This is a genomic window from Streptomyces sp. 1222.5 (assembly GCF_900105245.1).
Lineage (GTDB): Bacteria > Actinomycetota > Actinomycetes > Streptomycetales > Streptomycetaceae > Streptomyces > Streptomyces albidocamelliae.
This window is the reverse complement of record NZ_FNSZ01000001.1, coordinates 6,415,030-6,433,853: the sequence shown is the minus strand read 5'-3', so window position 1 is coordinate 6,433,853 and position 18,824 is coordinate 6,415,030. Positions and strand designations below refer to the sequence as shown.

Annotated in this window: 19 protein-coding genes and 1 pseudogene; 12 read left to right on the top strand and 8 right to left on the bottom strand. The window is 72.5% G+C overall.

Features of this window, described 5'->3' with window-relative positions; genetic code table 11:
* Nucleotides 1–12 precede the first annotated feature (12 nt).
* A complete protein-coding gene (locus BLW57_RS29055) occupies nucleotides 13–903 on the top strand; it encodes a glycerophosphodiester phosphodiesterase (RefSeq protein WP_093478544.1) in 891 nt (296 codons plus the stop codon).
* A gap of 40 nt (nucleotides 904–943) precedes the next feature.
* The gene (locus BLW57_RS29050; protein WP_093478542.1) at nucleotides 944–1,498 is read left to right on the top strand and encodes a methylated-DNA--[protein]-cysteine S-methyltransferase; all 555 of its coding nucleotides are present in this window, start codon (nucleotides 944–946) and stop codon (nucleotides 1,496–1,498) included.
* 5 nt (nucleotides 1,499–1,503) lie between these two features.
* Here the strand turns inward: BLW57_RS29050 and BLW57_RS29045 are convergent, their stop codons facing one another.
* Complete coding sequence (locus tag BLW57_RS29045) at nucleotides 1,504–1,935, bottom strand: VOC family protein (protein WP_093478541.1); 432 nt, start codon at nucleotides 1,933–1,935, stop codon at nucleotides 1,504–1,506.
* 97 nt (nucleotides 1,936–2,032) lie between these two features.
* Here BLW57_RS29045 and BLW57_RS29040 point away from each other — a divergent pair, with 97 nt between their 5' ends.
* A complete protein-coding gene (locus BLW57_RS29040) occupies nucleotides 2,033–2,941 on the top strand; it encodes a pseudouridine-5'-phosphate glycosidase (RefSeq protein WP_093478539.1) in 909 nt (302 codons plus the stop codon).
* Nucleotides 2,926–3,864, top strand: coding sequence for a carbohydrate kinase family protein (locus tag BLW57_RS29035; protein ID WP_093478538.1), 939 nt, complete (start codon nucleotides 2,926–2,928; stop codon nucleotides 3,862–3,864). Before BLW57_RS29040 ends, BLW57_RS29035 begins: the two co-directional genes overlap by 16 nt.
* Nucleotides 3,865–3,968: 104 nt before the next feature.
* Here BLW57_RS29035 and BLW57_RS29030 read toward each other — a convergent pair whose 3' ends face one another.
* Entirely contained in the window at nucleotides 3,969–4,763 is a 795-nt protein-coding gene (locus tag BLW57_RS29030) for a class I SAM-dependent methyltransferase (RefSeq protein WP_093478536.1), read from the bottom strand.
* Nucleotides 4,764–5,094: 331 nt separating this feature from the next.
* On the opposite strand from BLW57_RS29030, the gene BLW57_RS29025 reads away from it, so the two are divergent.
* On the top strand, nucleotides 5,095–6,222 hold the full coding sequence (locus BLW57_RS29025; protein WP_073892662.1) for a magnesium and cobalt transport protein CorA: 1,128 nt from the start codon (nucleotides 5,095–5,097) through the stop codon (nucleotides 6,220–6,222).
* Nucleotides 6,223–6,265: 43 nt separating this feature from the next.
* Here BLW57_RS29025 and BLW57_RS29020 read toward each other — a convergent pair whose 3' ends face one another.
* Nucleotides 6,266–6,907 (bottom strand): nucleoside/nucleotide kinase family protein, encoded by a 642-nt coding sequence (locus BLW57_RS29020; RefSeq protein WP_176985770.1) that lies wholly within the window; start codon nucleotides 6,905–6,907, stop codon nucleotides 6,266–6,268.
* A gap of 296 nt (nucleotides 6,908–7,203) precedes the next feature.
* Between BLW57_RS29020 and BLW57_RS29015 the strand changes: the two genes are divergently transcribed.
* The 3 genes from BLW57_RS29015 (at nucleotide 7,204) to BLW57_RS29005 (ending at nucleotide 10,360) form a co-directional block, all read left to right on the top strand.
* Nucleotides 7,204–7,899 carry a DUF2293 domain-containing protein gene (locus BLW57_RS29015; protein WP_093480942.1) on the top strand — a complete coding sequence of 232 codons (696 nt, stop codon included), beginning with the start codon at nucleotides 7,204–7,206 and terminating at the stop codon, nucleotides 7,897–7,899.
* A 203-nt stretch (nucleotides 7,900–8,102) separates the two neighbouring features.
* Nucleotides 8,103–8,582, top strand: a complete 480-nt coding sequence (locus tag BLW57_RS29010; RefSeq protein ID WP_093480941.1) for an anthrone oxygenase family protein — start codon at nucleotides 8,103–8,105, stop codon at nucleotides 8,580–8,582.
* Between the two features lie 290 nt (nucleotides 8,583–8,872).
* Nucleotides 8,873–10,360: a glutamate synthase subunit beta gene (locus BLW57_RS29005; RefSeq protein WP_093478533.1), complete on the top strand. Its 1,488-nt coding sequence runs from the start codon at nucleotides 8,873–8,875 to the stop codon at nucleotides 10,358–10,360.
* A gap of 75 nt (nucleotides 10,361–10,435) precedes the next feature.
* Here BLW57_RS29005 and BLW57_RS29000 read toward each other — a convergent pair whose 3' ends face one another.
* Nucleotides 10,436–10,984, bottom strand: coding sequence for a carboxymuconolactone decarboxylase family protein (locus BLW57_RS29000; protein WP_093478532.1), 549 nt, complete (start codon nucleotides 10,982–10,984; stop codon nucleotides 10,436–10,438).
* A gap of 46 nt (nucleotides 10,985–11,030) precedes the next feature.
* Between BLW57_RS29000 and BLW57_RS28995 the strand changes: the two genes are divergently transcribed.
* The gene (locus BLW57_RS28995) at nucleotides 11,031–12,479 is read left to right on the top strand and encodes a MocR-like pyridoxine biosynthesis transcription factor PdxR (protein WP_093478530.1); all 1,449 of its coding nucleotides are present in this window, start codon (nucleotides 11,031–11,033) and stop codon (nucleotides 12,477–12,479) included.
* A gap of 203 nt (nucleotides 12,480–12,682) precedes the next feature.
* Here the strand turns inward: BLW57_RS28995 and BLW57_RS28990 are convergent, their stop codons facing one another.
* Nucleotides 12,683–12,937 carry a DUF397 domain-containing protein gene (locus tag BLW57_RS28990; protein ID WP_073892674.1) on the bottom strand — a complete coding sequence of 85 codons (255 nt, stop codon included), beginning with the start codon at nucleotides 12,935–12,937 and terminating at the stop codon, nucleotides 12,683–12,685.
* Nucleotides 12,938–13,798, bottom strand: coding sequence for a helix-turn-helix domain-containing protein (locus BLW57_RS28985; RefSeq protein WP_093478529.1), 861 nt, complete (start codon nucleotides 13,796–13,798; stop codon nucleotides 12,938–12,940).
* Between the two features lie 225 nt (nucleotides 13,799–14,023).
* Here BLW57_RS28985 and BLW57_RS28980 point away from each other — a divergent pair.
* The 3 genes and pseudogenes from BLW57_RS28980 to BLW57_RS28970 all read left to right on the top strand — a co-directional run.
* Nucleotides 14,024–14,743 (top strand): annotated as a pseudogene (locus BLW57_RS28980) (ATP-binding protein); the annotation flags it as partial.
* 284 nt (nucleotides 14,744–15,027) lie between these two features.
* Nucleotides 15,028–15,483 carry a hypothetical protein gene (locus BLW57_RS28975; RefSeq protein ID WP_256339615.1) on the top strand — a complete coding sequence of 152 codons (456 nt, stop codon included), beginning with the start codon at nucleotides 15,028–15,030 and terminating at the stop codon, nucleotides 15,481–15,483.
* A 180-nt stretch (nucleotides 15,484–15,663) separates the two neighbouring features.
* Nucleotides 15,664–17,607, top strand: coding sequence for an ABC transporter ATP-binding protein (locus BLW57_RS28970; RefSeq protein ID WP_093478527.1), 1,944 nt, complete (start codon nucleotides 15,664–15,666; stop codon nucleotides 17,605–17,607).
* 45 nt (nucleotides 17,608–17,652) lie between these two features.
* Here BLW57_RS28970 and BLW57_RS41560 read toward each other — a convergent pair whose 3' ends face one another.
* A complete protein-coding gene (locus BLW57_RS41560) occupies nucleotides 17,653–17,829 on the bottom strand; it encodes a hypothetical protein (protein ID WP_093478526.1) in 177 nt (58 codons plus the stop codon).
* A gap of 152 nt (nucleotides 17,830–17,981) precedes the next feature.
* The gene (locus tag BLW57_RS28960; RefSeq protein ID WP_093478524.1) at nucleotides 17,982–18,626 is read right to left on the bottom strand and encodes a DUF899 domain-containing protein; all 645 of its coding nucleotides are present in this window, start codon (nucleotides 18,624–18,626) and stop codon (nucleotides 17,982–17,984) included.
* Between the last annotated feature and the right edge of the window lie 198 nt (nucleotides 18,627–18,824).

Sequence of the window (18,824 nt, the reverse complement as noted above, 5' to 3'; positions counted from 1 at the left end):
CGAGGAGACTGCATGCACGCGCGCGTAGTTGCCGCCACGGCCGCCACGATCCTGGGGACGGGGCTGTCCCTGCTGAGTCCCGGCTCCGGTGCCCGGGCCGGCGAGGTGGGTGAGGCGGCCGAGCCGGGCGGGCCCACGGTGATCGCCCACCGGGGCGCCGCGGCCTACGGGCCGGAGAACACGCTGGCCGCGATCGACAACGCGGCGGAGCTCGGCTTCTCCTGGGTGGAGAACGACGTCCAGCGCACCAAGGACGGCGAGCTCGTGGTGATCCACGACGACAGCCTGGAGCGCACGACGAACGTCGAGGACGTCTTCCCCGGCCGGGCGCCGTGGAAGGTGAAGGACTTCACGGCCGCCGAGATCGCCCGGCTGGACGCGGGCAGCTGGTTCTCCCCCGCGTACGCGGGCACGCGCGTGCCGACGCTCCAGCAGTACATGCGCCGGGTCGAGCACAACCACGAGAAGCTGCTCCTGGAGATCAAGAACCCCGGTCTGTACCCGGGAATCGAGCGGGACACGCTCAAACTCCTCGGCAACGAGGGCTGGCTGGACCCCGGCCACCTCGGGCGGCTCGTCGTGCAGAGCTTCAGCACCGACAGCGTGCTGGCCGTCCACGAGCTCAAGCCCGCGGTGACCACCGCCTACCTGGGCAAGCCGGGCGCGGGACAGCTGCCCCGGTACGCCCGGTTCACGGATCTGATCAACCCCTCGTACGGCTCGCTCTCCCGTGGGTACGTCTCCGCCGTGCATGCCTTCGAAGGGCCGCACGGCAGGCGGCTCGGGGTGTTCGCGTGGACGGTCGACGACATGGCCACCGCCCGCAAAGTGGCCGGTTACGGCGTCGACGGGATCATCACCAACAAGCCCGACGTGGTGCGGTCGGCGGTCGACGCGGGCTGAGCCGGGCGGCGTTGTCAGTGGCGGGTCGTACCGTGGGCGCATGGACAGCGATGGGCAGGGTGAGCAGCGGGTCGTGTGGGCAGTCGTCGGCAGCGACATCGGCCCGCTGATGCTGGCGGCGACCGGGGAGGGCCTGGTCAACGTCGTGTTCCACGCCACCGACGCGGTGCGCGACCGGGCCCTGGAGCGGCTGGCGGCGCGGCTGGGCGGCGAGCCCGTGGAGGACCCGGACTCGCCGCTGCTGGCCGAGGCGATACGCCAGCTGCGGGCGTACTTCGCGGGCGACCTCCTCGATTTCGATCTGCCGCTGGACTGGTCGCTGATCTCCGGGTTCAACCGGCAGGTGCTGCGTGAGCTGGCGTCCGGTGTGCCGTACGGCGCCGTGGTGGGGTACGGCGATCTCGCCGCGCGGGTCGGGCAGCCGGGCGGGGCGCAGGCGGTCGGCGCCGCGATGGGCGCCAATCCGCTGCCGTTGGTGGTGCCGTGCCATCGGGTGGTGGAGAGCGACGGTGGCATCGGAGGGTTCGGAGGCGGACTGGAGACCAAGCGGAAGCTGCTCGCCCTGGAGGGTGTGCTGCCCGAGCCGCTCTTCTGAGGCGGCTAGTCGTCGTAGTGCCGGGCCTCGAAGACGTTGCCGTCGGGGTCCCGGAAGTAGAAGTTGCGGGTGGCGTCGCCCCGCGCGCCGGACGAGTGGCGCCCGATGTCGCTCATGGGCACGCCGTGCTCGCGGAGGCGGGCGCGCAGGGCGTCGAAGGCGTCGGCGGGCAGGGCCAGGCACACGTGGTTGACGGGGTGGCCCGCACTGCCGGCCGAGCCGGGCAGCATGTTCATGCGGTCCGCGGCACTGTGCGGGGCGAGGTCGAGAATGGTCTCCTCGTTGACGCGCACGGACGGGAAGGTCACCTTTCCCTCGGCGAACTCGGTGACCTTCAGGGCTTCGAAGCCGACGGCCTCCTCGTAGAAGGCGGCGGCTGCCACCGGATCGGCCACCCACAGGACGACGTGGTCGAGTCGTGTGCTGCTGTTCGTCATGCGACCAGGCTGGTGGCGTGCCCCACAGGCCGCAAGCGTTTAACGGCGGTCGGCGCCCGCCAGAGATGAGGAAGGACGAGGGACAGGAGGCGGGCGCGTGGTGCTGGTGGTGTCTGAAGAGGTCCGGGAGGCGATCGCCGGGCGACGGCCAGTGGTGGCGCTGGAGTCCACGATCATCGCGCACGGTCTGCCGCGCCCACGGAATCTGCAGGTGGCGCTGGAGCTGGAGGACGCGGTCCGGCGCGAGGGCGCGGTGCCCGCGACGATCGCGGTGCTCGACGGCCGTCCCCTGGTGGGCCTGGACAAGGAGCAGCTGGAGCGGGTCGCGAACGAGGAGGGCATCCGCAAGCTGGGCCACCGTGATCTGCCGCTCGCTGTGGCGGCCGGTGCGAGCGGGGCGACGACGGTGTCGGCGACGGCGCAGCTTGCCGCGTCGGCGGGCGTACGGGTGTTCGCGACGGGTGGTCTCGGCGGTGTGCACCGGGAGTGGACGGTGACGCAGGACGAGTCGGCGGACCTGGGGCTGCTGGCCCGCACGCGGATCACGGTCGTGTGCGCGGGCGTGAAGTCGATCCTCGATGTGCCGGCGACCCTGCAGCGGCTGGAGACACTGGGGGTGGCGGTCGCCGGGTACGGCACGGATCGCTTCCCCGGCTTCTACCTGGCCGACTCGGGGTATCCCGTCGACTGGACGCTGGGCAGCCCGGAGCAGGTCGCGGGCGTGATGCGGGCCCAGGACGCGCTCACCGCGCCGGAGTCGGCGCTGATCGTCGCCAACCCCGTGCCGGAGGCGGAGCAGCTCGATCCCGGGCTCCACGCGCGCGTGCTCGCCGACGCCCTCGCCGCCTGCGCGGAGCGGGGTGTCACCGGGCAGGCGGTGACGCCGTTCCTGCTGGACTATCTGGTCCGGCACACGGACGGTGCTTCTCTGAGCGCCAATCTGGCGGCGGTGCGCGGAAACGTACGGCTGGCGGCGCGGATCGCCTCGGCGTGGGCACGGGGGTGACCTCGGGGCGGCGTCACGGAGCGCTGCTGGTCGTCGGTGATGTGGTCACCGACGTGGTCGCCCGGCACCTCGGGCCGTTGGCGGCGGGCACCGACACGGCCGCCGTGATCCGCACGCTGCCGGGCGGCGCGGGCGCCAACGTGGCCTGTTGGGCCGCGCACGCGGGCTGCGCGGACGTACGGCTGCTGGGACGGGTCGGCGCCGACGCGGCCGCGTGGCACGAGCGGGAGCTGGCCGCGGCGGGGGTACGGGCGCGGCTCGTGGTCGATCCGGAGGCGGCGACCGGGACGGTCATCTGCCTGGTGGACAAGGGAGCGGCGGCCGAGCGCACGTTCCTCACGGACAGCGGGGCCTCATTGCGGCTCGGACCCTCCGACTGGTCGGAGGAGCTGCTGGACGGCGTCGCCCGGCTGCATCTGTCGGGCTATCTGCTGTTCACGGAGACCAGCCGGGCGCTCGCCGAGAGAGCCCTGGCGGCGGCACGCGCGCGTGGTGTGCCGGTCAGCCTCGACCCGGCGTCGGCGGGTTTCCTGGTGGAGCTGGGGGTGGACCGGTTCCTGACGTTCGCCGAGAGGCTGGACGTGCTGCTGCCCAGCCGGGACGAGGCGTGCCTGCTGACGGGGCTGCCGGACCCGGCGGACGCGGCGGCGAAGCTGAGCCGTCTTGTCCCGCTGGTCGTGGCCAAGGCGGGTGCTGACGGTGCGCTGGTGGCCCGGTCCGGCACCGTGGCCGCCCGGGTCCCGGCCGCGTCGGCGATTCCTCGGGACACCACGGGCGCCGGTGACGCCTTCACCGGCGCGTTCCTCGCGGCCCTGGTCGCGGGCGCCGCCCCGGAGGAGGCGGCGGCACTCGGGTGCCGGGCAGGGGCGGAGGCGGTCGGACGGGTGGGGGGCAGACCACCGTGTCAGGGGGGCGGCGGGTAGGGGCCGGGCCCTCGCGGCGAACCGTGTGCAGGCCGGCCGGGCTACTGGTCTCGCTTTCCGCACACTGTGACAGGTGCCGGGGCTTGCGCTTGCGGTGTCGGTGCCTACGCCTTCCGGCCCCACGCCGAGATCATCGGGGCGGTGACCAGGTCCATGTCGCCGGCCTCGACATGGGCGAGGTGCTGATCGATCTCCTCGTCGGTGGCCAGCCCGGCGGCGACGAGCCGGTCACGGACCTGGCGGACGGTCGCGGCCTCAAGGGCGGTGCAGGCAGGGGAGGCCACCGGGAAGTAGGCGTCGGCCTCCACCTCCCGCAGCCCCGCCTCGCGGAGCAGTCGCGGCAGCTTGCGGCCGTAGGCCAGGTCGGCGCCGCGTTCGGCGAGCAGCTTGCGGAAGCCCTGGCGCAGCCGGTTGGCGAGCCGCTGCTCGGGACCGTGTTCGTCGGGGCAGATCAGGGGCTGGAGCACGGGGTCCGCGTCCTCGATCAGCAGGCGGCCGCCGGGACGCAGTGCCTGGATCATGGACCGCAACGCCCTTTCCCGGTCGGGCACATGAACGAGGACGAGCCGGGCGTGGACGAGGTCGAAGCCGTCGCCCGGCGGTTCCTCGGCACCCACGTCGTGTACGCGGACGTCCACCGGCGGGCGGGCCACGGAAGCGAGCCGCGTGGTGTCGATGTCGGTCGCGACCACCGTGCCCGTCGGGCCCACCCGCTCGGCGAGCCAGGAGACGACGGAGCTGCCACCGGCTCCGACTTCCCAGCAGCGCCAGCCGGGGCGGATGCCCAGGCCTTCGATGTGCCGGAAGGTCGTGGGGTCGAACAGGTCGGCGAAGGCGTCGAAACGCCGGGCCGCCTCGCTCTGCCGGTTGTCGAGGAGGTACCCGTCGGATTGCGTCATGCCGCGATCATCCCAGTCACCCGGCTTGTCCGGATCGCCCGGCAGACCCGCCGACCTGCCGCCTGCCCTGCGACGGTGAGCATGCGAGGTGAGCGATGGCTCACATCCGTGTTCGGAGGGAACCGAGTTGAGCAGGGGTTCGACACTCCTGGCATGGATGGTGCCCAGGTGAGCGCCGGTTCAAGGAGCGATCCGCGGCGTCCGTCCACAGGCGGGAACCAAGCGGAACTCGCCGTTCCCACAGGCTTGCCCGCCCTTTGCCCGCAACTGGCAGACTTGCCGGGCAAGGCGCGCAAGCGTCGCGCGAGGAGATCCACACGAGGAGATCCAGATGTCCATGGCAGGGAATCTGCGGAAGGTCACACGGCTGGACCGGGTCGGCGGCCTGCGCAAGGTCGCGCGTCTGGCCAGGCGGCGGCCTCGCGTGGACCTGAGCCATCCCGCCCGGTCGCCGCTGGGCTCCTCGGTGGTGAATTGCGTGATGTACCAGGACGGCGCGCGGGTGCCGGAGTGCGCCGACCTGGAGGACGCCGTACGACTGGTGCGCAAGAGGGGCGACGGGTTCGTCTGGCTGGGGCTGCACGAGCCGACGGCCCGTGAGTTCGCGGGGATCGCCGAGTTGTTCGATCTACATCCGCTGGCGGTGGAGGACGCGGTCGAGGCACACCAGCGCCCGAAGCTGGAGCACTACGGGGACACGCTGTTCGCGGTGTTCAAGACCGTCTGTTACGTGGAGCACGAAGAGCTCACAGCGACCAGCGAAGTGGTGAACACCGGCGAGATCATGGTGTTCGTCGGCGAGGACTTCGTCGTCACGGTGCGCCATGGCATGCACGGCTCGCTGGGGCCGCTGCGGGAGGAACTGGAGTCGGATCCGCAGCAGCTCGCCAAGGGGCCGGCGGCGGTGCTGCACGCGATCGCCGACCACGTCGTCGACGACTTCCTGAGCGTCACGGACGCGGTGCAGGCCGACATCGACCAGGTCGAGACGGAGGTCTTTTCGGAGATCGGCGCGCGGCTGGACCCGGGTCGCATCTACCAGATGAAGCGCGAACTGCTGGAGCTCAAGCGGGCGGTGGTGCCACTGGGCCGCCCCGTGGAGGATCTCGCCACCCGGCCCATCCGGGTCGTGGCCCCGGAGATACAGGCGTACTTCCGCGACGTACTGGACCATCTGATACGGGCCAAGGAACAGATCGCCGCGTTCGACGAACTCCTCAACTCCATTCTGCAGGCGCACCTCGCGCAGGTGACCGTCGCGCAGAACGAGGACATGCGGAAGATCACGGCGTGGGCGGCGGTGATCGCTGTGCCGACCATGGTGTGCGGGGTGTACGGCATGAACTTCGACCATATGCCGGAGCTGCACTGGCAGTTCGGTTATCCGCTGGTCATGGTCGTGATGGCGGGGGCGTGTCTGGCCCTGTACCGGGGGTTCCGGCGCAACGGCTGGCTCTGACGGCGATGCCCCGGAGCGTCCGGCTCCGCCGCGCGGCTCCGGGTCACCCGCCCCACGCGGGATGGCGCGGGTCGTCGGCCCGGACGAGGACGTCCGCCGTGCCGGCCGGATCCGTCTCGGCCTCGTAGCGCTCGAAGGCGGGGAGCGTCCAGTGGTCGGCCTCGGGAGTGCGGCGGCGCAGGGCGCCCGGAGTGAGGAGGACGTGCACGGTCAGGTCGAAGGGAAACCAGTGGCGCAACAGGAGGGGGCCGTGGAGCAACAGGATTCCGCCGGGCGGAAGCTGGGAGTAGGGGCTGCGGGTGGCCCGGTCGGTGGCCGGATCCCACAGGTCGGGCAGGACGCGGCCGCTGCCGCCGGGATCGAGCGGTCCAAAAACCTCGCGCCACAGAGCGGCGGTGTCGAACCATCCGCTGTAGTACGACTCCTCGTCCCGGCGTCCGTGTTCCAGGCGCAGCGAGGCAGGGCGCAGGAAGCCCTCGGTGCCGACGACGAGCGAGGGCCGGCCGCGCACCCGCAGCGCCTCGCCGACCCGCACGGCGAGGTCTCCGGGCCGGGCGGCCGGGGCCCCGTCGAAACCGACCCGCGGCCAGGCTCCTCCGTCGGCCGGTGCCAGGCCGGCCAGCCGGTCGGCCAGCAGATCGGCGAGCCGGTCCCAGGTGATCGCTTCGAGTCGCACAGAGCCCATGATGCCGGGTGGACCCGAAGACCGGAGACGGGCGGGAGCCGGCGCCTGACCTGAGCAGGGTCCCACCCGGCGGAGGGCACGGGTGCCGTCTCCGGGCGGCCGTGGCCGGGTCGGCCGTCGGCGGCACCGCCTGGGCGGGCCCAGCGAGCGGCGGGTACGGCGATCGGTCGATCGGCAGCGGGCCGAGCACGGCACCACGGAGGGACACGCCGCTGATGAAGGGGCGGGTCGGGAGGCGGCGGGCCGAGCACGCCCCGGGGAGGGACACGCGGGTGGTGACGGGGAAAGTACCGCGTATGGCCCTTCCCGCAACTCCCCACTCCCCCGGTCGTCTTGTCGCCGTCCAGTCGCTGAAGCAGAAGCGGTGTGCCGCTTGCCTCCGTGGTCCGCTGTCGTTGCTCGTGCTGGAGGACGGGGCACCACGTTGCCTGGCTTGTGCCGACCTCGGGCACCTGGTGTTCCTGCCGCGCGGTGACACCGCGCTGACCCGCAGGTCGCGGGAGGAGAGCGGGCTGTCGGTGGTGGTCGTCCGCTACAACCGGCGCAAGAGCCGATACGAGCGGCAGGGCGTGCTCGTGGAGGAGGCTGCTCTGGCGCGGGCCGAGGAGCGCTGCCTGGCGGACGCGGAGGCGCGACGCCGACGTCGGGCGCGGGACGCGCGGCGCAGGGCGGCGGAGGACGACCGGTTCGCGGCGGCGTTCGCGGCCGAGATTCTCCGGCTGTTCCCCGGCTGCCCGGTGGAGCGGGCCCGGGCGATCGCGGCGCACGCGTCCCTGCGGGGCAGCGGGCGGGTCGGTCGCAGCGCCGCCGGGCGGGCGCTGACCGAAGGGGCGGTGATCTCGGCGGTCGTGGCGGCCGTGCGGCACGTGGACACGCCGTACGACCAGCTGCTGATGAGCGGGGTCGGACGGTTCGAGGCGCGGCGCAGGATCGCCTCGGCCGTGGACGGCGTGCTGCGGGGTTGGCAGGGCGCTGGGGAGGACGTGGGCTGAAGGGGATGGCAGGGGCGCCGGGGAGGCCGTGCGGTGGTGCCGAACGAAGGTGGTCCATGCGACTCACGGCGTGCGGCGTATGGACGCTCGCGTATGGCGCCGCGTCCCTCGGCCATGGTCGGCCGCTTGCCGCGGGCTTTCACTGGAAGTGATGGTGATGCCGGGCTTCCGGGCCCGGGTGGAACGACAAAGGGGGTGTGGAGATGATCGACGGGCCGTTCTTCGTCCTGGTGGTGCTGGGGATTCTCGGGACCGGGCTGGTGGCGGGCGTCTTCTGCGGATTCTCGACGTTCGTGATGCGGGGGCTCGCCGCGCTGCCGCCCGCGCAGGGGGTCGCCGCGATGAACGCGATCAACGTGGCCGCGGTGCGACCTGCCTTCATGGCCGTTTTCACGGGTTCGGCGGTGCTGAGCGTGCTGATAGCCGTGGTGACGTTCGTGGTCTGGCCGGGCGAGGGGAAGGTGGAGCTGCTGCTGGGCAGTGCGCTGTACCTGGCCGGCTCCTTCGGGCTGACGCTCGTCGCGAACGTGCCCCGCAACGACAGGCTGGCCCGGATGACCGCGGGTGCGCCGGAGGCCGCCGTGTACTGGCCGGCGTACGTGCGCGAGTGGACGTTCTGGAACCATGTCCGGACCGCGGCGTCCGCCGCGGCCGCTCTCGTCTATGTGCTGGCGCTCACGTGACAACCCGGCTGCCCCTCTTCCCTCCCCTCCCCGGTCCTCCCCTGTCCTCACCCTCCCCCGACCCGACCCGGCCCCGGCCCCGGCCCCGGCCCCGGCCCCGGCCCCGGCCCATGCTGATCAGTGGCGGAGAGGTTTCCGGTCGTGCGCCGGGCGGCTCCTCGGCAAGAGCTGTCCGCCGCTCTGCGGGGCTGTCGGGGCGGACGTATCGTGGCCGGAAGAGTGCCGCCCGATGACGCACGGCCCGCCGTACACCCGGTGCCCTCCGGTGCCGGTACGCGAGGAAGACCGCCATGGCCGATCCCAAGGGGTTCATGACCACGCCGCGCCAGGAGTGGGCGCGGCGGCCCGTCGAGGAGCGGGTGCGGGACTGGGACGAGGTGTACGTCCCGGGAGCGCTGCTGCCGATCATCAGCAAGCAGGCCGACCGCTGTATGGACTGCGGTGTGCCGTTCTGCCACGAGGCCTGCCCGCTGGGCAATCTCATCCCCGAATGGAACGACCTGGTCTCGCGGGAGGACTGGAAGGCGGCGAGCGAGCGGCTGCACGCCACCAACAACTTTCCGGAGTTCACCGGCCGACTGTGTCCGGCGCCCTGCGAGGCGGGGTGTGTGCTGGCGATCAACCAGCCGGCGGTCACGATCAAGAACGTCGAGTGCGCAATCGCCGACCGGGCCTGGGAGGAGGGCTTCACGCCCGCGCGGCCTCCGGAGCGGCTGTCGGGGAGGACGGTCGCGGTCGTCGGATCCGGGCCCACGGGGCTCGCGGCGGCGCAGCAGCTGACGCGGGCCGGGCACACGGTCGCCGTGTACGAGAAGGACGACCGGATCGGCGGGCTGATGCGGTACGGCATCCCCGAGTTCAAGATGGAGAAGCGGCATCTGGAGCGGCGGATCGCGCAGATGCTGGCGGAGGGGACGAAGTTCCGTGCGTCCACGGCGGTCGGGCGGGACATCTCGGCGGCGGATCTGCGGGCGCGGTACGACGCGGTGGTGCTGGCCACGGGGGCGACGGCGTGGCGGGAACTTCCGGCGCCGGGTCGGGAGTTGAGCGGTATCCATCAGGCGATGGTCTATCTGCCGCTGGCGAATCGGGTGTGCGAGGGGGATCTGGAGGTCTCACCGCTGTCGGCGGCCGGGAAGCATGTCGTGATCGTCGGCGGCGGGGACACGGGGGCCGACTGTCTGGGCACGGCGGTGCGCCAGGGGGCGGCGTCCGTGACCCAGTTGGACATCTACGCGCAGCCGGGTGCCGAGCGCGACGAGGACGTCGAGCCGTGGCCGACGTACCCGAAGGTCTACCGTTTGTCGGCCGCGCACGAGGAGGCGCGGGATCTGCGGACGGCGCCGGCGGCGGACGCGGACGCACGGCTGTTCGCCGCGTCCACGCTCCGCTTCACCGGGGACGCGGACGGGCACGTGCGGGAGCTGCATCTGGTGGAGGTCGACGTACGGCGTGAGCCGGTGCCCGGGACCGACCGTGTGCTTCCCGCCGATCTCGTGCTGCTCGCGCTGGGGTTCAACGGGCCGGACCAGGAGGACGGCCTGGTCGACCAGCTGGGGCTGGTGCTCCAGCCCCGCGGCACCATCGCGCGGGACGACGGCTTCGCCACCAATGTGCCCGGGGTGTTCGCCGCGGGGGACGCGGCGCGCGGACAGTCGCTCATCGTGTGGGCGATCGCGGAGGGGCGGGCGGTGGCGGCGGCCGTCGACCGCTACCTCATGGGCACTTCGCAGCTGCCCGCGCCGGTCGCTCCGGGCGACCGGCCGATGAGGGTGTGAGAACGGCACCGAGGCCTTGGGGACGGATCGTACGCCGGGCAAGGGAACCCCGGCCGGACCGGGCGAGGCACGCGGTCAGGGGCGCCTCTCGTCCGTGCCGGCGACCTTGCCCGTGGCGAGGGACACGCGGTTCCACGTGTTGATGGTGAGGATCAGGGCGAGGACGTGGGCCAGCTCCTCCTCCTCGAACTGGGCGGCGGCCTCGGCGTAGACGGCGTCGGGGACGCCCGCGTCGGAGACCAGGGTCACCGCCTCCGTCAGTGCCAGGGCCGCCTGCTCCTTCGGTGTGAAGAAGTGGCGGGCCTCCCGCCAGACGGCGACCATGTGCAGCCGGTCCTCGCTCTCGCCGGCCTTGCGGGCGTCGTTGGTGTGCATGTGCAGGCAGTAGGCGCAGTGGTTGAGGTGTGAGGCGCGGATCTGGATGAGCTCGACCAGCGCGGGGTCGAGCCCCGTGCGGGCGGCGATGTCGAGGCCGACGATGGCCCGGAAGACCTTGGGGGCGGCCTTCGCGAAGTCCAGGCGCGTCCGGGCGGCCTCGGCCGCGCCGATCCCGGCGGTGGTGTCGACGGTAGTGGCGTCAACGGTGGTGTTGGCCTGGGGAGTTGCGGTGGTGTTCGTCGTCATGTCTCCAATTTAGGCCGTGGAAAGACCGGCTGTAGGGTGCACTTCCATGACGGAATCGTGGGTCAATTCCGCGGAGCGGATCGGCGTCGATCTGCACCTGGAGCTGTCGGGACCGGGCGGACGGCGGGCCGCGCTGACCCGGGCCCTGCGGGACGCGGTGCGCAGTGGGCGGCTCGCGCCGGGCACCCGGCTGCCGCCGTACCGTTCGCTCGCGGCCGACCTGGGCGTCGCCCGCAACACGGTGGCCGACGCCTATGCGGAGCTGGTCGCGGAGGGCTGGCTGACCGCCCGGCAGGGCTCGGGGACGCGGGTCGCGACGGGCATGGCTCACTTGGGGCGGCCGGGAAAGCCGGAGCCGAGGCGGGCCGCAGTACGGACACCGGTGGCCACGCCGCCACGCGCGCGTGGGCCGCGGCACGATCTGCGGCAGGGGTCGCCGGACCCGTCGGCGTTTCCGCGTACGGCCTGGTCGGCCTCGTACCGGCGGGCGCTGCAGGCGGCACCGAGCGAGGCGTTCGGGCCGGGTGACCCGGCCGGGCGGTGGGAATTGCGGGAGGCGCTGGCGGAATATCTGGCACGCGCGCGTGGGGTGCGTGCCGAGCCGGGCCGGATCGTCGTCTGCTCGGGTTTCGCGCATGCGCTGCGGCTGCTGTTCGGACAGGGGGCGGGCGGGGTGCTGCGCGGCCCGCTGGGCGTGGAGGCGTACGGGCTGGACTTCCACCGGGGGCTGCTCGCGACGGCCGGGGTGCGGACGGTGCCGTTGCCGCTGGACGAGCACGGGGCGCGGGTGGAGGCGCTCGGGCGGGAGCGGGCCGTGCTGCTCACGCCGGCGCACCAGTTCCCGACCGGCGGCCCGTTGCACCCGGAGCGGCGGGCAGCGGTGGTCGACTGGGCCCGCGCGCAGGGGGCGGTGGTGCTGGAGGACGACTACGACGGCGAGTTCCGGTACGACCGCAGACCCGTCGGCGCGCTTCAGGGCCTCGATCCGGAGCGGGTGATCCACCTCGGCTCGGTCAGCAAGAGCCTGTCCCCGGCGCTGCGGCTCGGTTGGATGGTGCTGCCGGAGCACCTGGTGGGGCCGGTGATCGGGGCGAAGGGCGAACGGGAGGGCTGGGCGAGCGCGCTGGACCAGCTCGCCCTGGCCGACTTCGTGCGCTCGGGGTCGTACGACCGTCATGTGCGGCGCATGCGGCAGCGGTACCGTCGCCGGCGTGACCGGCTCGTCGCGGCGCTCGCCGCGCAGGCGCCGCACGTGGAGGTGACGGGGATCGCGGCCGGACTGCACGCGGTGCTGCGGTTGCCGCCGGGCAGCGAACGGTCCGTGGTGAAGGCCGCCGCGTGGCAGGGGATCGCCCTCGACGGCCTCGGTGCGTTCCGGCATCCGGAGACGGGGATGCCGCCGTCCGACGGTCTGGTGGTCGGGTACGCCGCACCGGCTGAACACGCGTACGGCGCGGCTCTGGACGCGCTGTGCGCGGTGCTGCCACCGGAGTGAGGGCGGTTCGGGTCCCCCAGCCACCAGGCTCCCGGCCCCGCGGATCTCGCCGCGCGCCTCCCGGCTCCCGGCTCCCGGCTCCCGGCTCCCGGCTCCCGGCTCCCGAGGAGAAGGGACCTGTTACCCCGTCAAGCCCGTCTGCACAAAGGGGAGTTGAGCTCTGTACAGAAACGGTTCAGCAAGGGGCGTCCACGACCCCGGCCTCAGGACAGCAGGAAGTCGGCCTCGCCCGCCTTGGCGCCTTCGATGAACGCGGTCATCTCGTCCGAGGTGTAGATCAGCGCCGGGCCGTCGGGGTCGGTGGACTGGCGCACGGCGATCCGGCCGTCGGCGAGCTTCATCGCCTCCAGGCAGTTCCCGCCGTTCCCGCCGCTCCAGGGCTTGTGCCAGCCCTCGCTGCCCAACTCCCGTGCGGGCATGCCGTTGTAGACGTGCCCGCGCGGCTTGATGCGATCCATTCACAGCTCCTTGCGGAGATCCCGGAGGATCTCCTTCGTGCGTTGCGCCGTAGCGGCCTGCGCCGCCATGCGGTCCATGACCTCCAGGTGGGTCGCCACCTCGGCGCGCGCGTCCAGGTAGACGGCGCCGGTCAGGTACTCGCTGTAGACCATGTCCGGCAGTTCTGACATGGCAAATCGGAACAGCACGAAGGGCCCGTACGTCCCCGGGTGCGGCCCGTTGGCGAACGGGGCGACCTGGAGCGTCACATTGGGCAGCTTCGTGGCCTCGAGCAACTTGTCGATCTGCGCGCGCATCACCTCCGGGCTGCCGATCGGGCGGCGCAGGGCCGTCTCGTCCATCACCGCCCAGAAACGGGGGGCGTCCGGACGGGTGAGCAGTTCCTGGCGTTGCATGCGCAGGGCGACATGGCGCTCGATGTCGTCCGGGCTCGTCTGCCCGATGGCGCCGGACTTCAGCACCCCGCGCGCGTAGTCCTCGGTCTGGAGCAGGCCGGGGACGAAGTGCGGCTCGTAGGAGCGGATGAGGGCGGCCGCGCCCTCCAGGCTGACGTACATGGAGAACCAGCCCGGCAGGATGTCGTGGAACCGCTGCCACCAGCCGGGCCTGTTGGCCTCCTCGGCCAGCTGGACGAAGAGCTCGGCCTCGTCGTCGGGGACGCCGTAGGCCTTCAGCAGCAGTTGGAGGTACGGGATTTTGAGGGAGACCTCGGCCATCTCCATGCGGCGGACGGTGGCGGGGGCGACACGGAGGACGCGGGCGGCCTCCTCGCGCTTCAGCCCGGCGCGTTCCCGCAGGTCCAGCAGGCGCCGGCCGAGGACCACCTGGCCCACCGTCGGCGCGGACCGCGGCTCGCTCACGCTCCCACCTCCACCGAAAGCCTCCACCGAAAGTTCCACGACAGCCCTGCGGCGCCATTCGAAGATTCTTTCGAAGACCGGGTCGGCTCTCCGATGACTCCAATTGGCGCCGCTCGACGTGCTGTTGCGAGCAGTGTGCCACGGCGTCTGACCGAGTCACACAGCACTCTGCAATTTTCAGAGTGATACTTGCCAAGTGTCCATGGCGGGGAGATAGTGGCAGGCGTGATTCCGTCCGCGCCCTTAGGAACAGACGCCGCCGCCGCAGACCGTTCCGGTCTCGGTGACGCAACGGGAGCGACCCCTCCGGGGGGTGCTGCCCAGCGCCGGTTCCGCTTCGAGCTGGCCGCACATCCGGGTTCCGTCGCTCAGGCGAGACGGCTCGCGCACGCCCGGCTGACCGGCTGGTCGGTGTGCGCGGACACCTGCGACAACGCGGCTCTGGTCATATCCGAGCTGGTCACCAACGCGATCGTGCACACCGCGAGCACGCATGTGGTGTGCGAGCTGCACGACCACGACGACATGGTGCGCATAGCCGTGGGCGACGAGGGCTGTGCTCCCGGCGATCCCCACCCGTCCCCGCAGCGCCCTGACGAGGAGCACGGGAGGGGACTGCTTCTCGTCGACGCCCTGTGCCGGGCCTGGGGCGCACACGAACAGGGTTCCGGGCTGCTGGTCTGGGCGGAGCTGGCCCGCGGGACGGACACGCTGCCCGGCGCCGGCACCGACATCGGCACCGACATCGACGCGGCCTCCGGGAGGGACCCGGTCCACGGCACGGACGCGATCTCTGGCACGGGCGCATCGCGCGGCACCGCAGAACCGTCCAACGACCTGGGCTGGGGCGCTCGGCCGAAGCCCGGCCGCCCGGAGGACTCCGGCGGCGACGACCCGGCCGAGGCACACCGCCACACCCCCGCGCACCACCGGCACCGCGCTGCGGACCAGCCGCTGCACCGGACCCCGGAGCAGTACGGCCACGGAAGCCAGGGAGGCCCGCAGCAGCACGGGCACGGCGGCAACGGCACCCCGGAACAGCACCGGCACGGGAACCCTGAGCCGTACAGGACCGCGAGCCCCGAGCAGCATGGGCACAAAAGCCCTGATCAGCACCGGTACCGCACGGTCGAGCAGCCCTCGCATCCGGCGTTCGAGAAGCACCGGCACCGCGCGGTGGACCAGCCCCTGCGCCGGGCCCCGGAGCAGCATCGCGCCGGGGAGCGGCCGTGACCGCCGCCGATGACGGCTTCGGCCGGGGAGCCGGCAGCGGCCCTGAGGGGCCGATCGGTCTGGACACCCTGGTGCGTCTGCAGCGGCGGCGGCCGGCCACGGAGGCGCCCCGCCGGCTGCCGATGCCGGAGGGCATGACGGTTCCGCTCGGCTGTGACGCCGTGGCCGTGCCCGACCGTCTCGGCCCGCTCGTCGTCCCCAGGCTGCCGCGGTTGGGCTGTGTGTACGCCGACGGGACGCACTGGTGGTGGATCGTGCCGGCGGACTCCGACCACGCCCTGCGCTGGCCCGCCCCCGCCCAGTACGCGCCCGGCGCCCTGATCACCGGCACCGCCCGGCTCATCCACCGCCCGGAGGGCACGGTCCCCTACACCCCGCCGATCCCGCTGTACCTGGCCCTGTGCCGGGCGACCGGGACGCCCCCGGACTGGTCGAGGGCCGTGTCGGCGTAGGGGCGGCGCAGGTTCGTCGCAGATGGAGCGCATCCGGCCGCCCGGAGTGAACCCGTCCCCGCGCCACACCCGCGGACACTTCGCGCCCCCTCCGCGCCCCCGATTCCTTCCACTCGCGCCCTGCCGACGTGCCGGGCGCGCCCGCGATAGTGGCCGTTCCGCGACGGTTCGGGAGGTCACGTGGGGAAGCGACGGGGGGCGGCCGAGTCCGCGGTGTCGGAGTCGGAGCGGCTGCTGTTCGGCGGGCCGCTGCGGTACGACACGGGCTGGAACAAGCACGCGGACGCGTTTCTCGAGCTGAACTTCCGCGCGATGGTGGCCCGGCTCCCCGGGATGCTGCTGTCGAGTCTGCGCCTGGCCCGGCAGGCGGATCCCCGGGCCTCCTGGATCGTGCTGGCCGCGGAGGCGGGCCGGGGCGCCGCGCAGGCGGTGAGCCTGCTGGCCGTGAACAGCGCGCTGGGGAAGCTGCTCACCGGCCCGGACATCGCGCGGCGCCTGCACTCGGCCGCGCCCGCCCTGGTCGTCGTCGCCTTCGTGATGCTGCTCGCCGCGCTGCTGCGGGCCGCCTCCGTCTACGCCACCGGGCGGCTGGAGCCCAAAGTGGAGCGGGTGGCGACGGAGCTGTATCTGGAGCGGGCGGCGAACGTGGAGCTGGCCGCGATCGAGGACCACGCGTTCCACAAGCTGCTGGACACGGCACAGTACGGCGCCCGGTCCGCGCGGCGCATGATCGGGTACGGCACCCAGGTCGTCAACGCGATGATCTCGCTGGTCGCGGCGGCGGGCGTACTGACCGTGCTGCATCCGGCGCTGCTGCCGCTGCTGGTCACCATGACGCTGCCGAGCGCCTGGAGCGCGCTGACGAACGCACGGCGCCATTACGAGTCGTTCCACACCTGGGTGCAGCACGCCCGCGCCGGTCAGCTGATCAGCAGCCTGCTCACCGAGCCGGGCGCGGCCCCGGAGATCCGTGTGCACGGGGTGGGGCCCTTCCTGCTGCGGCATTTCCGGGCGATGTCGGAGACCGCGGAGGCGGAGCAGGCCCGGCTCTCCCGGCTGGCCGCCCGGACCGGTCTGATCGCGGCCGCCTGGACGGGTCTCGCCACGCTCGCGACGTACGCCACGCTGGGCGCCCTGCTGCTGTCCGGGGCGATGGCCCTGTCCGTGGCCGGTACGGCGGTGCTCGCGATCCGTACCGGGGCGGCGAGCCTGGACACTCTGGTGCTGCAGATCAACCAGCTGCACGAGGAGGCCCTGTTCGTGGGCGATCTCGAGCGGATGTACGTCGAGGCGGCCGAGCGGGCGATCCCGGTGGGCGGGGAGGCGCTGCCGGAGGATCCCCAGGAGATCAGGTTCGAGAACGTCACGTTCAGCTATCCGGGTGACGCGGCCCGGCCGGCGCTGGACGACGTCACCCTCGCCCTGCCCCTGGGCCGGATCGTGGCGCTCGTCGGCGAGAACGGCTCGGGCAAGACGACCCTGGTCAAGTTGCTCGCGGGCCTGTACACGCCGGACCGGGGGCGGATCCTGTGGGACGGTGTCGACGCCGCGCGGGCGGACCGGCGGCTGCTCGCCGAGCGCGTCGCGATGGTGGCGCAGGACTTCAAGAGGTGGCCGTTCACCGCCCGGGTGAACGTGGCCGTCGGCCGTTCCTCCGTGCCCATGACCGAGGAACGGCTGGCCGCGTCGATCGCCGAGGCGGGCGCCGGTGAGGTCGTCGAGGACCTGCCGCGCGGCCTGGACACGCTGCTGGCTCGCGTCTTCAGCGGTGGACACGAGCTGTCCGGCGGCCAGTGGCAGCGCCTCGGCATCGCCCGGGCCGCGTACCGGCGCGGACGGATCCTGATCGTGGACGAGCCGACCGCGGCCCTCGACGCGCGGGCCGAGCTGGGGGTGTTCGAGAAGATCCGGGCGCTGGCGGGCAGCGGGCAGACGGTCGTGCTGATCACCCACCGGCTGGCCTCGGTCCGGCACGCCGATCTCGTGCACGTACTGGAGGGCGGGCGGCTGGTGGAGTCCGGCACCCCGGAGGAACTGCTGGCCGGCGGCGGCGTCTACGCCGAGCTGTACGCACTCCAGGCGGAGCAGTTCACGATGCGGATCCCCGCGCCGAAACCGGCCTGACCCGGCTCGGCGTCACCGGCCGCCGCGCGGACGGCGCCGGCGGTGTCACTCGACGGCTTCGCCCCCGCGCACGATCACGAGGAAGGTGTCCGTCGCGAGGTCCATCACGACCTCGGCGGGCAGGCCTTCCTGACGTCGTGCGTGCGCGAACTCCTCCGCGGGCCAGGATCCCCGCGGACCACCGGCGGGAAAGCGTTCGAGCACCGTTCGCCCGTTCACCATCTCGCACCTCCAGAAGCGTCGTACTTGTTGGAGTTAACGCCCTGGAGAGGGGAAACGGCTCGCTCGGTGACGGGACTGAGACATTGTCTACACCTGGTGGGCGCGGACGGTGAGAGTCCGTTCACGTCGTGACAGGAACGGGACCCTCCGTGTCAGTTCTCGTACTCGTCGTGGAGGCGGAGAGGGTCGCTTCCGACCGGGCTCCGGCCGAGCGCGGTCAGGTCGAGCAGGCCGGCGAGGGTGCCGACTCCGTCCAGTGCGTCGTCGTACACCGAGTAGGTGTGGAAGACCCGGTCGTGGTCGCGCAGGAAGCAGCTGACGCCCGGCCGTTCGACCTGGTCCCCGCCCGAGGGGACGGTGGCCTCGAAGTCGCGGTTGAAGTCGCCGTGACCGGAGGAGTACCAGGGCACCGCCCAGCCCATCCGTGCCTTGAACGGCAGGATGCGGGTGAACGGGGCACGGGAAACGGCCGCGAACGAGGTGTTCCTGGCGCGCAGATGCGCGAGGTGGCCGACCTGGTCCAGGAAGGCCGCGCAGCAGGGGCAGCCCTCCGCCCACTCCGGCGCGAACATGAAGTGGTGGACGACGAGTTGTGCGCGGCCTTCGAAGAGGTCCAGGAGGGTGGCCTTGCCGTCGCCGCCCTCGAAGACGTACTCGGGGTCGACCTCGACCATGGGCAGCCGTCGCCGCTCGGCGCCGAGGGCCTCGCGGGCCCGCCTGACCGCCTCCTCCTTCCGCAGCAACTCCTCGCGCGCCGCGCGCCATTGCTCACGCGAGACGATCTCGGGAAGCGACATGGGCCCTCCTGTCCGACGGTCGGTCACGGTGGTGACCGACCTCGGATACGAAACTCATCGCCGCGCGCGGAGATTTTTTTCGGCCGATTTCCCGGCGGGCCGCGACGGCTCGCCGTCGGTGAGTTCCGTCTCGGGGAAACCGCCTGCTCAGCTGCCGTACGCCTGGACGCGTCGTACGTGCCTGCGGTCGGCCGGGGC